The organism is Segniliparus rugosus ATCC BAA-974 (assembly GCF_000185725.2).
GTDB lineage: Bacteria > Actinomycetota > Actinomycetes > Mycobacteriales > Mycobacteriaceae > Segniliparus > Segniliparus rugosus.
Genome location: NZ_KI391953.1, coordinates 1,779,575 through 1,792,695 on the forward strand (window position 1 = coordinate 1,779,575; position 13,121 = coordinate 1,792,695).

General features: G+C 69.2%; 11 protein-coding genes. 5 read left to right on the forward strand and 6 right to left on the reverse strand.

Annotation, left to right across the window (positions count from 1 at the left end; genetic code table 11):
• Window positions 1-3: 3 nt before the first annotated feature.
• The 3 genes from HMPREF9336_RS08765 to HMPREF9336_RS08775 form a co-directional block, all read right to left on the reverse strand.
• Window positions 4-240 carry a hypothetical protein gene (locus HMPREF9336_RS08765; protein WP_007471001.1) on the reverse strand — a complete coding sequence of 79 codons (237 nt, stop codon included), beginning with the start codon at window positions 238-240 and terminating at the stop codon, window positions 4-6.
• 737 nt (window positions 241-977) lie between these two features.
• Window positions 978-1,427, reverse strand: coding sequence for an HIT family protein (locus tag HMPREF9336_RS08770; protein ID WP_007471002.1), 450 nt, complete (start codon window positions 1,425-1,427; stop codon window positions 978-980).
• A gap of 7 nt (window positions 1,428-1,434) precedes the next feature.
• On the reverse strand, window positions 1,435-2,091 hold the full coding sequence (locus HMPREF9336_RS08775) for a hypothetical protein (RefSeq protein WP_007471003.1): 657 nt from the start codon (window positions 2,089-2,091) through the stop codon (window positions 1,435-1,437).
• Window positions 2,092-2,277: 186 nt separating this feature from the next.
• On the opposite strand from HMPREF9336_RS08775, the gene HMPREF9336_RS08780 reads away from it, so the two are divergent.
• Genes HMPREF9336_RS08780 through HMPREF9336_RS08795 form a run of 4 tightly spaced genes read left to right on the forward strand, consistent with a single transcriptional unit; the run spans window position 2,278 to window position 6,413 of the window.
• Window positions 2,278-3,417 carry an NAD(P) transhydrogenase subunit alpha gene (locus HMPREF9336_RS08780; protein WP_007471004.1) on the forward strand — a complete coding sequence of 380 codons (1,140 nt, stop codon included), beginning with the start codon at window positions 2,278-2,280 and terminating at the stop codon, window positions 3,415-3,417.
• Window positions 3,418-3,427: 10 nt separating this feature from the next.
• On the forward strand, window positions 3,428-3,745 hold the full coding sequence (locus HMPREF9336_RS08785; protein WP_007471005.1) for an NAD(P) transhydrogenase subunit alpha part 2: 318 nt from the start codon (window positions 3,428-3,430) through the stop codon (window positions 3,743-3,745).
• Window positions 3,746-3,748: 3 nt separating this feature from the next.
• The gene (locus tag HMPREF9336_RS08790) at window positions 3,749-5,185 is read left to right on the forward strand and encodes an NAD(P)(+) transhydrogenase (Re/Si-specific) subunit beta (RefSeq protein WP_007471007.1); all 1,437 of its coding nucleotides are present in this window, start codon (window positions 3,749-3,751) and stop codon (window positions 5,183-5,185) included.
• Between the two features lie 43 nt (window positions 5,186-5,228).
• Window positions 5,229-6,413, forward strand: a complete 1,185-nt coding sequence (locus HMPREF9336_RS08795; RefSeq protein WP_007471009.1) for a lipase family protein — start codon at window positions 5,229-5,231, stop codon at window positions 6,411-6,413.
• Here the strand turns inward: HMPREF9336_RS08795 and HMPREF9336_RS08800 are convergent.
• The 3 genes from HMPREF9336_RS08800 to HMPREF9336_RS17915 are packed head-to-tail and all read right to left on the reverse strand — an operon-like array spanning window position 6,407 to window position 9,401.
• On the reverse strand, window positions 6,407-7,378 hold the full coding sequence (locus tag HMPREF9336_RS08800) for a hypothetical protein (RefSeq protein WP_007471011.1): 972 nt from the start codon (window positions 7,376-7,378) through the stop codon (window positions 6,407-6,409). The two genes, HMPREF9336_RS08795 and HMPREF9336_RS08800, sit on opposite strands and share 7 nt — an antisense overlap.
• Window positions 7,375-8,406, reverse strand: a complete 1,032-nt coding sequence (locus tag HMPREF9336_RS08805; protein WP_007471014.1) for a hypothetical protein — start codon at window positions 8,404-8,406, stop codon at window positions 7,375-7,377. Before HMPREF9336_RS08805 ends, HMPREF9336_RS08800 begins: the two co-directional genes overlap by 4 nt.
• The gene (locus tag HMPREF9336_RS17915; RefSeq protein WP_169727301.1) at window positions 8,406-9,401 is read right to left on the reverse strand and encodes a hypothetical protein; all 996 of its coding nucleotides are present in this window, start codon (window positions 9,399-9,401) and stop codon (window positions 8,406-8,408) included. Before HMPREF9336_RS17915 ends, HMPREF9336_RS08805 begins: the two co-directional genes overlap by 1 nt.
• 52 nt (window positions 9,402-9,453) lie before the next feature.
• On the opposite strand from HMPREF9336_RS17915, the gene smc reads away from it, so the two are divergent.
• On the forward strand, window positions 9,454-12,933 hold the full coding sequence (gene smc, locus HMPREF9336_RS08815) for a chromosome segregation protein SMC (RefSeq protein WP_021030378.1): 3,480 nt from the start codon (window positions 9,454-9,456) through the stop codon (window positions 12,931-12,933).
• The last annotated feature ends 188 nt before the right edge of the window (window positions 12,934-13,121 follow it).

Below are 13,121 nucleotides of genomic sequence, written 5' to 3' on the forward strand. Positions count from 1 at the left end.
CCTCTACAGGCCGATGACTCCGGGCCCTTCCAGCGTGACGAACAGCGGCATGCCTGGGTCCAGGACAGGAACGACGGGCTGATCGTGGCAGGGCTGCTTGCTCCGAGGCTCGGGCTTCGGCAGATCCTCCGGTGTCGCGGCCCTCGGCACAAGCCGGTCCCGAACAGAGGCGGACTGGTCGGCGGTGAGATTGGTGAGCGCATGGGTGACTTCCCCGAAGTAGTCGCCGTGCGTGCTCATCTTTCCAGCCTAGCCGGTCCCGGCGGCGCTGGCCGCAGCGAGTGCGTTGCGCTCGCGCCGTGAGCGGCAAGGACGAGGGAGCGGCTTCCGGATGATCGGCCCGGTGAGCTCGAAGGCTCCGATGCAATTCGCAGATGGGCGCGACTGCTCGCTAGCGCGATCCTAAAATTCCGAAATTCACAGGATCGATCCTATCGGGCATAGCGGTCCCCTTCGGGTTATCGCCTAGATTGGTGGTGCGGGCGGCCGAAATGAAACGAGCGATTCGATGAGAGCCAATGGGGCAGGAGAATATTCTGAACCAGAACACGGCCTGTGGTCGAGATTGATTGAGCGTGAGGGCCAGGCTGTATCAGCGTAGGGAGTCAATGCGTTGCGTGAGCTCGTTCGTCGTGGCGCGCGTTAGCTTGTTCGAATCGCTGAGGTCCGATAGCGGCACCTGCGCGAGCGCGTTCCTGGTCAGCCGTATTTGGTCGTAGATCGATATTGAAGACGGCCGGATTCCGGCCCGCGTCCTTTGCCGGAAGCCCGGTCGGCAGAATTTTCATTCACGCTGCCCTGGTGAAGCATCGTGGGCGCGGGTTCCTCCGGACTGGCTTCCACAGCTGCTTGTGCGCCGCCGACTATCCACGCTGATACCTTCCAGCTGCTTCCCATCATCGGGTCGATATATGAGTTCTAGCGCAGGGAATCTCTTCCTTTGCCCCAATGGCCTGGGAGGATCTGGTTACCCGAGCCTACCCCAGGCGGCGAAGGCCTTCGCGGATCGCTTCCGCGGTGCGCTCGGGGTCGACGAGTTTGCGCCAGACGGCTCCGAAGAGGAACGGCAGGCTGACCTTGTCGCCTTTGCGGCGGGGGATGACGTGCAGGTGGGTGTGGAACACGGTCTGCATCGCGGCCCGGCCGTCGTTGACGACGAGATGCGCGCCCGCGACGCCGAGATCGCTGCGGCGGATGGCGCGGGCGATGCGCTGGCCGACCTTGAAGATCTTCGCGCCGTTCTCGGGGTCGAGGTCTTCGAGGTAGGGGCTGTGCGGTTTGGGTATCACCAGGGTGTGGCCCCGGCTCACCGGGCGGATGTCGAGGAAGGCGACGACGTCGTCGTCCTCGTAGACCCGGTAGGCCGGTCCGACACCCGCGACGATCGCGCAGAACACGCAGTTCTCGGTCGATGTGTCCGCGGGCATGCTGCGGTCAGCCGTTCCGGCGGGTGAAGGATCCCCGATCCAGGTTGTAGTTCAGGAAGTCGAGGTCAGGGCGGCGGACCCGCGCCCAGTTGAACGCCCACCGGGCGTAGCCCTCGGGGTCGCCGATGGGGTAGACGACCTTCTCCACCACGCATTCGCGGAGGATCAGGCCGAACGGCTCGTAGAACCGCTCGCCCTCGACGGCGAACGTGGGCAGGCCGACGAGGTCCGCGAGCTTGAGGTCGGGGTCGGAGAGGGCGGGGAACTGCTGGCGCGGCTCGGGCCGGATGATCTCGCGCAGCTCTTCGGCGCTCTGGGTGGTCACGAGGAAGATGTAGCTGAAGCCGATGCTGGCCAAGTTCTCGTACTGCTCGTGCACGCCCTCGTGCAGCCGCACGCCTGCCTGTATGAGGGGATGGTCCGCGAGGTGTTCGGGCAAGGGGTGCCGTTTCGTCGCGATCTTGGGCAGGATGACGATCATGTTGCGGGCGCGGCTGAGCTGGTGCAGCGGGAACGACACGCCCGTGGTCTCGGAGGAGGCGAGTCTGAGCTCGGGGAGCGGCTTGCCGACCAGCGCCTCGTATTCGGGCGCGAGCGGCTGCTCCCAGGGGTCTGGCTCGATATGGACAGGAAATCCTTCTCCGCCGAAGTGGATGTCAGGCATGTTCGCCTCCTGCTCGGTCGTAGAATTTGGCTGTCGTCATAGTCCTTCACTTTTAAGTACGGGCCGCCCGAATGGGCGCGTCAAGGCTAGCACGCCCCGGTGCTAAACCTGTATCACCCCGTCTGACATACTCTAACGCCGTCGCCCGTTTGGTGGCACAAAAGAGACAGGAAGGTGAGTTTCCGCATGGCGCAAGCTCTATCTGAAGGCGGGTCCGCGCTGACGCTCGGCGTTGTCCGGGAGACCGGACAAGACGAGCGCCGGGTGGCCTTGGTGCCGAAGGTCGTGAGCATCTGGACCGCGAAAGGCCTCAAGGTCGTCGTAGAGCCCGGAGCGGGCCTCGGCTCGCTCATACCGGACGAGCTATACACCGAGGCAGGGGCCGAGATCGGCGATCCCTGGTCCGCCGACATCGTCGTCAAGGTAGCGCCGCCGACCCCCGAGGAGATCGCCAAGCTCCGCAGCGGCTCCACCTTCATCGGCTTCCTCGCGCCGCGCACCGCGACGGAGAACATCGCCAAGCTGGACGCGGCCGGGGTCAAGGCCTACGCGATCGAGGCGATTCCGCGTATCTCGCGCGCGCAGGTGATGGACGGGCTCTCCTCCCAGGCGAACGTCTCGGGCTACAAGGCGGTGCTGCTCGGCGCGTCGCTGCTCACCCGGTTCTACCCGATGCTCACCACCGCGGCCGGCACGGTCAAGCCGGCGACGGTCCTCGTGCTCGGCGTGGGCGTGGCGGGCCTGCAGGCCCTTGCGACCGCGAAGCGCCTCGGAGCCAGGACCACGGGCTACGACGTGCGCCCGGAGGTGGCCGACCAGGTCCGCTCCGTTGGCGCGCAGTGGCTCGACCTCGGCATCGAGGCGGCTGGCGAGGGCGGCTACGCCCGCGAGCTCACCGACGCGGAGAAGGCACAGCAGCAGAAGGCGCTCGAAGACGCGATCAAGGGCTTCGACGTGGTGATCACCACGGCGCTGGTGCCCGGCCGTCCCGCGCCGCGCCTGGTCACCGCCGAAGCGGTCAAGGGCATGCGCCCCGGCAGCGTGGTCGTGGACCTCGCGGGCGAGACCGGCGGCAACTGCGAGCTCACCGAGCCGGGCGAGACCGTCGTCAAGCACCAGGTGACCATCGCGTCGCCGCTGAACCTCCCGGCGACCATGCCGGAGCACGCCAGCGAGCTGTACTCCCGCAACATCTCGGCCCTTCTCGAACTGCTCGTGAAGAAGACCGAGAGCGGAGCCCTCGCCCTGGAGCCGGACTTCTCTGACGAGGTCCTGGCCAAGTCCATCGTGGCGGGAGCCCCCGCCACCCCGTCCACCTCTGCATAAGGCGGCAACGTTGAACACGCAACATTTGCTGGACAGCATCGCGGTGCTGGTCCTCGCGGGCTTCGTCGGTTTCTCCGTCATCTCGAAGGTGCCCAACACCCTGCACACCCCGCTCATGTCCGGCACCAACGCCATCCACGGCATCGTGGTGCTCGGCGCGCTGGTGGTCTTGGGCGAGCTGAACGCCCAGACCCCCTGGTACGTGTGGGTCATCGCCTTCGTCGCCCTGATCTTCGGCACGCTCAACGTGGTCGGCGGCTTCGTGGTCACCGACCGCATGCTGGGCATGTTCAAACCCAAGACTAAGACCCCCTCGAAGGAGGCCTGACCCGTGACGAACGTGACGACGCTCGACCTGGTGGTCGACGCCCTGTACATCGTGGCCTTCGGCCTGTTCATCTACGGCTTGATGGGCCTGACCGGCCCGAAGACGGCGGTGCGGGGCAACTACATCGCGGCGGTGGGCATGGTCCTCGCCGTGGTGGCCACGCTGGTCAAGATCGCTCCGCACACCACGACGTTCGCCTGGGGCGTGATCGTGGTGGGCGCGCTCATCGGCGTCGCGGGCGGCGTGCCGTCGGCGACGAAGACCAAGATGACGGCCATGCCGCAGCTGGTCGCCTTCTTCAACGGCATGGGCGGCGGCACCGTCGCGCTTATCGCCTGGTCGGAGTTCATCACCAGCGGCGGCTTCTCGGACGAGGCTTCCGGGGTCGCGCAGATCGGCGGCTCGCTCTTCGGCGCGATCATCGGTTCGATCTCCTTCTGGGGTTCGATCATCGCCTACGCGAAGCTCCAGGAGCTGCTTTCGGGCCGTCCGATCACCATCGGCAAGCTCCAGCAGCCGCTGAACCTCGTGCTGTTCGCGGTGTCCATCGCGGCAGCGGTGGTCATCGGGGTCCGGTCCGGCAACGGCGGGGCCGACTGGTGGTGGATCGTGGTGCTGCTCGTGGCGGCCGGCGCGCTCGGCGTGTTCGTGGTGCTGCCGATCGGCGGCGCGGACATGCCCGTGGTGATCTCCCTGCTCAACGCGCTCACCGGCCTCTCGGCCGCCGCGGCTGGCCTCGCGCTGGACAACCTGGCGCTGGTCGTGGCCGGCATGATCGTCGGCGCGTCCGGCACCATCCTGACCAACCTCATGGCCAAGGCCATGAACCGTTCCATCCCCTCCATCGTGGCGGGCGGCTTCGGCGGCGGCACCACGGCGGCGGCCGGGGGCGGCGACAGCGGCGACAAGCAGGTCAAAGCCACCAACCCCTCGGACGCGGCGATCCTGTTGTCCTACGCGAACCAGGTCATCGTGGTCCCCGGCTACGGCCTCGCGGTCGCGCAGGCGCAGCACGCGGTCAAGGACATGGCCAAGATCCTCGAGAGCAAGGGCGTCGAGGTCAAGTACGCGATCCACCCGGTGGCGGGCCGTATGCCCGGCCACATGAACGTGCTGCTCGCCGAGGCCGACGTGCCGTACGAGGCGCTCAAAGAGATGGACGAGATCAACGACGAGTTCAAGCGGACCGACGTCGCCATCGTCCTGGGCGCGAACGACGTCACGAACCCGGCGGCGCGCAACGACCCGAACTCGCCGATCCACGGCATGCCCGTGCTCAACGTGGACGAGGCGAAGTCGGTCATCGTGGTCAAGCGTTCCATGAGCTCCGGCTTCGCCGGGATCGACAACCCGTTGTTCTACGCTCCGAACACCACTATGCTCTTCGGCGATGCGAAGAAAGTGGTCGGCGAGCTTATCGACGAGCTCAAAGCGCTCTAACCGAGCCCGAAACAGCACTGGCGCGCTCGCCACGGCACTTGCCGTGGCGAGCGCGCTGCTTTTCGGCTGCTCGGAGCAGAGGGACCGGCAGTCGGAGCCGAAACCGGGCACGCTGCTCGCCGACGAGCCGTTCAGCCTGGTCGGAGACAGCGGGGCGTTCGACGACAAAGCCGAAGCCCATTACGTCAGGTACGAGTCCACTTCCGGGATCGACGGCGCGGCCGTGGCAGTGAGCGGCATGGTGCTCGTCCCGAAGGGGAGGCCGCAGCCGCCGGACGGGTACCGGCTCGTCTCCTACGGGCACGGCGCGGTCGGGTTCGACAAATCGTGCGGCCCGACCGCGACGAAGAGCCTCGGCCCCAGCGACGCGCCCCGTGTCGCGAAGCTGCTCGCAGCCGGGTACGTGGTCGCGGTCGCCGACTACCAGGGGCTCGGCGCAGGCTCTGCCGGCCAGAAGAACGGGGCGCACCCTTTCCGGGAGCCGAGGACCACGGGCTACAACCTGGTGGACGCGGCACGTGCGGCGAAAGCCCTCTTGGCGAAGCTGGGCAAGGCGTTCTCGGGCAAGTGGGCCGCTTACGGCGAGTCGCAGGGGGGCGAGGCAGCGTGGGCGGCGGGCAATCTCGCCGCCGGATACGGTTCGGGGCCAGACCGGGACGGGCTCGCGCTGGTCGGCGTGGCCGCGGAGAAACCGCCAACTGACTTCGCCTGGTTGGTGGACGGGGCCGCTGCGGGCACGCTGAGCAAGGCGGACCAGCTCTCGTACCTGCGCCTGCTCAAAGGCTTGCAAGCGGCGCATCCGGAGCTGTCGTTCGCGGAGTATGTGCGCGGGCCGCTCGCGGAGCAAGCGAGCCAGGACGCGGTTTTCGGCTGTTTCGCGCAGGGCTGGGACAAGGTCGCAGCGGTCGCCGCGCGGCTCTCCCCGGCGGACACGAAGCCGACCCGGCAGCAGGCGGACCAGCTCCGGGCGTGGCTGCGGGGCTGGACTCTGCCCGCCGCGGGCGAGCGGGGGCCGTCGGTCCCGTATTTCGTCGCGGCCAGCCTCCAGGACGAGGTGGTGCCGGTGGGCACGGTGCGCGCGGCGGTGCTGCACGAGCAGCAGCGGGGAACTGCGGTCCACGCCGTGATCACAGCGGGCGGCAAACATGGCGAGTTCGACGACTCGGACGAAGCCGTCGCATGGGTCGGGGACCGCTTCGCCGGGCGGCCTGCCCCTGACGACTACTGAGGCTGAGCCGACTTCGCCCGCAGCGGCGGAATTTCGCGCAAGGTGGCGAGGAAAACCGCTTGCGTCATGAGGAGATAGCCCGCGACTGGCAGGAGGGAGCGCTGATCGGGCTGGGGGCTGACGGGAAAGCTGGTCGTGAAGAAGAGCCATCCGCCGACAGCGACGCCGAGATACGCGAGGGCGGTCGCCCACATCCGCTGCGGCGAGCCCCGGAGCCGACCGGCGACACGCCAGGCGAGCGCCGTCGAGAACGCCGCGAGGAGCGCCGCCCCGAAAAGGAGCGCCGGAGCGTGCGGCATTGGCAGAGCCCAGCCAAGCGCGTACGGGCCGAACAACGACAGGCCGATCCCGAGCGGGAACGAGGCCTGAGCGAGGACGGCGAGCCGCACAGGGAAGTCGCGCTCCCCGCGCAGGAGCCGCACGGAGCCGACGAGTTCGCTCAGATCCTGGCGGAAGAAGGGAAGCTCGCCCCTGGCGTGCTTGTCGAGGACAGCCTGACGGGGGAGCCTTGGCGGGTAGGCGAGCGGCATGCAGAGGAAAAAGGGCCAGAAAACGTAGATGAGGGAGAGGCTCCGGCCGGCTCCGTCTGGTCCCCAGAGGAAGACCGGCCAGGGCAATCCGGCGGCTATGGTCAACGCCACGCACCCGATCAGCAGCGACTGGTTGAGCCGGTAGCGCGGCTCGCACCGGGAGTCGGCTCGGAGCGCGAGGGCAGAGAGGAGGACGAAGACCGCGCCCGCCGCGCCGTAGAACAGCAAGCCGACTTCGGCGCAGCGCGGCTTCTGCCGTTCTGGGGGCCAAGAGAAGAAGGAATGGAGCTGCATGGCCAGCATGACGGCGGCGGCGAGCGCCCAGCAGATCCAGATCCGCGACGGACGCTCCCGCAGGCGGCGGGCGAGTCCGTCCGCGTCCAGCGAAGCCAGGTCGGGCGATACCTCTGGTTCCACGGCCCCGGTCGCGGTCACTGATCGTCTCCTGCAGTTTTGGCCGAGGGCAGCGCTTGGACCACGATGAGCGACATCGCTTGGACGAAGATGAGCCAATCCGCCGCGCGGATCAAAGAGAACTGGTTCGGCCGAGGCGAAAGCTTGCTGATGACGACGATATAGGCGCACAGCAAGATGAAGCTGAGGGCCAGCCAGAGCGAGCCGAGCGCGACGTCCCACCAGCGGCGAGGAGCCCCGGCGAACCGTCGGGCCAGCCGCAACGCGACGAGCGCGGCGAGGCCGACGAGCAGGAGGGCGGCGGCGAACAGCGCGCCGCCGTGCGGCTTCGGGCGAGCCCAGCCGAGAGCGTACGGGCCGAGCAGCGAGCAGGCGATCACGAGCACGACGACCGCCTGAGCGAGGACGGCGAGGCGCGCGGGGAAACGCCAATCGCCTCGGCGGAAGCGCAGGTAGCCGACGAGGTTGCTCAGATCGTTCGGGAGGCTGGGCAGCGCCCCTTCCCGCAGGATGCGGCGCGCGTTTGCTCCGAGGCGCTGCGGCGGGAAACTCAAGGCCAGGCTGAGGCAGATCGGCCAAAACACGAAGATAAGCTCGTCCCCGGCCCCGTCCTTGCCCCAGAGGAATACCGACCAGGGCAGCGCCGCCGCCAACGAGAGCGCCGTGCCGCACATGGCCAGCGCCTGATTGCGGTCCAGCTTGGGCCGGGCGTGGGCGGTGGCCTTGAGCCCCCGCGCGGCGAACAGGATGTAGAGCGCGCTCGCGAGGACGTACAGCGCGAAACCGGCCGCCGAGACCGGGGAGGGCCTATGCCCGTGCCGCGTGTCGCTTCCCAGGAGGATCGCTGTGATCTGCATGAGCAGGAGGACCGTGCCGTAGATCGGCCAGATTCGCCACAGCTTGGGCTTGGCGCGCTCGAGCAGCGCGGCGAGCGCGTCCGGGTCGAGGGAGTCCGGGTCGATAGGCTTTGGACGGGCGGGCGGCCGGGCCCAGACGATCGGTTCGGTCGGTTGCCCCGGATCCTCGGCCCCGATCACCGGCACGGCCATCAGCCCTCCCTTTCTCCCCCTCGATTCCTCGCGATTGTTCCATCATAGTTGCTCGGGGTCAAAAGGAACGCGCCCTGCGCCACGATCAGCGTCCCGGCCAGCGCCCAGCCGACGAGCTGATGCTCCTGCGGCGGCGAATCCGCCCACAGGAAACGGGACCAGGGCATGAGCAGCAGCGCGCCGAGGACGAGCGCGAGCATGCCCAAAGCCTGGTGCCAGATCCGGCGCGGCCCGGAGCCTCTGGCCACGAGCGCGCATGCGGCGACGACGGTGAAATAGACCGGCACCAGAGCGGCGACGCGCAGCACGGCCACCCCGGCTGCCGGATCGGGCCCGAACCAGGCGGTCGTCGGCTCTTCGACCCAGCCGAGCCGGTACGGCGCGACCAGCTCCCACACGACGACTGTCGCGATGAGGACGTGCGGGACTCGGGAGACGCGGGGGTAGAGCCAGAACACGGCGGCCCCCGCGAGGAGCACGGCGACGACGTCGCGCACCGTGTGCCGCTGCTGCGCGACGTCCGAGAGCCATACGGCCGCGTCCCAGGGATAGGCGGCCAGCGCAGCCGCGAGGATCCCGCAGCAGCCGAGCGCCTGGCGCGCGCTCGCGATGCCGCTCCCGAGCGCGACCCAGATCACCGCCGCCACATCCGCGAACACCACCAGCATCACGCTGATCGCCAGCGCGAACAGCAGCAGCTGGTACTCGTCCCCGGACACCGGGGAGTCATCGCGCGCGTCGAGCGTGTCCGTGGGGAAGTCGAAGAGCCAGCCCACCAGCCGGACCAGGAGCAGACCGAACAGCAGGGCCGAGGCCATCGCGATCCACGAGCTGAGCGGCACGGGCTGGGCGGGGCCGGGCGCGGCCTCCGGCTCTGGCGGCTCGTCCTCCGCCATCGGGCTCCCGATCAGCCCGGGACCAGACGCGGCCCGCCTGAGCCGGTCCAGTTCTTGCTCGAGCAACTCTGCTCCAGAGCGGCGTGACGGGACGCTCACCGTTCCCAGAGTAATCGAAACACAGGCGCGAGGTGCGGTATTCTGCGTCCTCATGCACTTGCGGAGCCTCACCCTCAAAGGCTTCAAGTCCTTCGCCTCGCCGACGACGCTGGTGTTCGAGCCCGGAATCACCGCCGTGGTCGGGGCGAACGGTTCGGGGAAGTCCAATATCGCGGACGCGCTGTCCTGGGTGATGGGGGAGCAAGGCGCGAAGTCCCTGCGCGGGGCCAAGATGGACGACGTCATCTTCGCGGGCACGAGCAAGCGCCCCGCGCTGGGGCGCGCGGAAGTCACCCTCGTGATCGACAACGCGGACGGGGCGCTCCCCATCGACTACACGGAGGTGGCGGTCACCCGGCGGATGTACCGGGACGGCGGCGGGGAGTATTTGATCAACGGCGACTCGTGCCGGCTCATGGACGTGCAAGAGCTGCTGTCGGACTCCGGCATCGGCTCGCAGATGCACGTGATCGTCGGGCAGCACCGCCTCGCGACGATGCTCAGCGCAAGGCCCCACCAGTGGCGCGAGCTCATCGAAGAGGCTGCGGGAGTGCACAAGCACCGCAAACGCAAAGACCGCGCGCTGCGCAAGCTGGAGACCACCAGCGGGGACATGACCAGGGTCGGCGACCTTGTCGCCGAGCTGCGCAGGCAGCTCAAGCCCCTCGGCAGGCAGGCAGAGGCGGCGAAGAAGGCGCACGCGGCGGGGGCGCGGCTGCGCGACGCTCGGCGAAGGCTCGTTGTCGCGAAGCTCGCGCAGACCAAGGAAGCCGCGAGCAGCACCGAAGGGTCCGCCCGCGAGACGACCGCCAAACGGGAGGCGGCGCAGCGCGAACTCGACGCGAAGCTGTCTGTGATCAGCGCAGACGAGGAGGTGTTGCGGGTGGTCCGCGCCGCGACCGGAAGGGCGCGCCAGCAGACGGAGCAGCTCGGCCTTGTGGTCGAGCGGGTGCGCGCCACGGCGCGAGTGGCGGACGAGCGCGCCAGGCAGCTCGCCAAACAAGCCGTCGCGCCGCAGTTCGAGGAGGATTGGACCGAGCAGCGGGCCGAACTGGTCGAAGCCCGCGACGAGTTCGAGGCGCAGTTCGCGGCTTCGTCGGCCGAGCTGGAGGCCGCGCGGGAGGCCGAACGCTCGGCGAAGGCCGAAGCGAGCCAGGTCGAGCAGCGTTTGCGCGCGCAAGAGCAAGAGCTGCACCGGTTGCGGGCGCAGGCGGCGAAAGCCTCGGGACAGGCGGCGAGCCTGGCGGGGAAGGCGCAGGCGTTGCTGGCGGAGGCCGAGCACGCCAGGCAGGCGAGCGCGGAGGCGCATGGCCGCGCCGAGCGCGCGAAAGCCGACGCGACGGGCTTGCGGGCGGAACAGGCCGAACGAGACCTCGCGTGGCAAGGAGCCCAGCTGAGGGCGGACGAGACGAGCAGGGCCGAGTCGTTGCTCGTCGAGCACGTCGAGCAGAGCGCGGCGGCGGAGTCGGGATTGCGAGGGCGGACGGCGGCGCTGGCCGCGAGGATCGAGGCGCTCGAATCGACGGTGGCCCCGGCGGACGGGGCGGCGTGGCTCTTCGAGCACTCCCCGGCCAAGCCGGCCGGAGTTTTGGCCGAACGCCTCAAGCCGCATGCGGGATACGAGCGGGCGCTCGCCTCGGCGCTCGGCATGTTCGCCGAGGCTGTGGTCATGGCTTCGGAGCAAGCGGCTGCCGAGGCTGCGGCCGCCGTCGGCGAGGCGGGGGAAGGCCAAGTGGCCCTCGTGTTCCCGACGGGGCAGTCGCAGGCCCGTTTCGAACCGGGCGAGCTGCCGAGCGGAGCCCGCCCGCTGCTGGCCATGGTTGATTGCGACGCGGAGCTTGAACCCGCGCTCGCCGGGCTGCTCGCAGGCGTGGTCGTCGTGGACGCGCCGCAGGAGGCGCGGACGGTGCTGCAACGGCTGCCGCAGGCCAAAGTGGTGACGAAATCCGGCGATCTGCTCGGCCTGGGCTGGGCGGTCGCGGGAGTGGGCCGCAGCACCGGAGTGCTGGACGTGCGGGCGCAGATCGGCAGGGCGCGCGAAGAGCTCGCCTCTGCGCAGAGCCAACTGGCCGAGGCCCAGCAGGTCGTGGAGCACGCCCGCGCGGAGCTTGCTTCGGCGCGGCAAGCCAGCGCGCAGGCGAGGGCCGAGCTGACCGGGGCCGCGGCGGACCGCGCTGTCGCCGGCGAGTCGCTGGCCCGTTCGGCCACGCAAGTGGAGACGCTGGAGCTGGAGTCCCGGCGGACCGCGACCCGCGCCGAAACGTTGGCGCAGCAGGCGCAGGAGCTGGCCGAGGCCATCGAGCAGGCGGAGACGGCGCACGGGCAGGCGCACAACGAGGCGGAGCAGCTCGCCGCCCGGCTGGAGGAGGCGGCGGGGCAGCGGCGGCAAGCGGGAGCCGCGCTGGAGGAGGCGCAGGCCCGGCGAGGGACGGCGGAGTCCGGGCACGCCGCGCTCAAGGAGCGGGTTGCGGCGGCGAAGGCGAGAATCGCGGAACTCGAAGCGAGGGAGCACCGGCTGAAAGCGGCGCAAGAGCAGGCGGCGCGCCAAGAGCGCGCCAGACGGCGGGCGCTCGCCGCGCACGCCGTCGCGATGCGGCTCGGCGACCGGGCCCAGGCGGTCTGCGAAGCCGCGCAGGGCCGCCACGACCGGTTGCGCCGCAGGGTGGCCGAGCAAGTCGAGAGCATGCGAGAAGGGCAGGCCCAGGTCGAGGCGGCCCGAGAGCGCCTCGCCGAGGCGGAGCGCGCGGCGCACGCCGCCGAACTCGCCGCGACCACCGCCGCGGAGCGGTCGAAGGCGGCGGAGACCGAAGTCATCGAGCGGTTCGGCATGACCCCGGCAGACCTCATCGCGGAGTTCGCCGAGGAAGACCCGGCGAGCTTCGACCAGGAGCAGCTGGCGGAGGAGGTGAAGCTCGCGGAGCGGGAGATCGCGGCGATCGGCCAGGTGAACCCCCTCGCGCTCGAGGAGTTCGCCGCGCTCGAAGAGCGGCACGCGTTCTTGACCGCCCAGCTCGACGACCTCACCAAAGCGCGCAAGGACCTCCTCGACGTGGTCAAAGAGGTGGACGACTTGGTGGTGCGGGTGATCCGAGAAGCCTACGAGGACGTGTCCCGCGAGTTCCGCCATGTCTTTCAGACGCTCTTCCCCGGCGGCGAAGGGTCCTTGGAGCTCACCGAGCCCGGCGATTTGCTGACCACCGGAGTCGAGGTCAAGGCCAGGCCCGCGGGCAAGAAAGTGCAGCGGTTGTCCCTGCTCTCCGGCGGGGAGCAGTCGCTCACCGCGCTGGCCGTGCTGATCTCGATCTTCCGCGCCCGGCCTTCGCCGTTCTACATCCTCGACGAGGTGGAGGCGGCGCTCGACGAGGTGAACCTGCGCCGGTTGCTCGTGATCCTGGGCGAGCTGGCGAGTTCCGCGCAGCTCATCATCATCACCCACCAGCGCCCGACGATGGAGATCGCCGACGCCCTCTACGGCATGAGCATGCAGGGGGACGGAGTGACGCATGTCGTCTCCCAAAAGGCGGGCGTTTGACGCTCAGGCTCCGGTCGGCTGCGTTATCGCGAATACCCGTGAGCAGCGCGCATGCGGTACACTTGCGCTGACGCGGCCTTGGGGTCTCCTGAACAGCTTGAACCCGGCGCTCGCACATCGCGGTGCGGATGGAACCAAATTTCGGTGGGAAGCGTCTAAGGAGAGAGCGCCCGCGCGGGTCGCTCGCG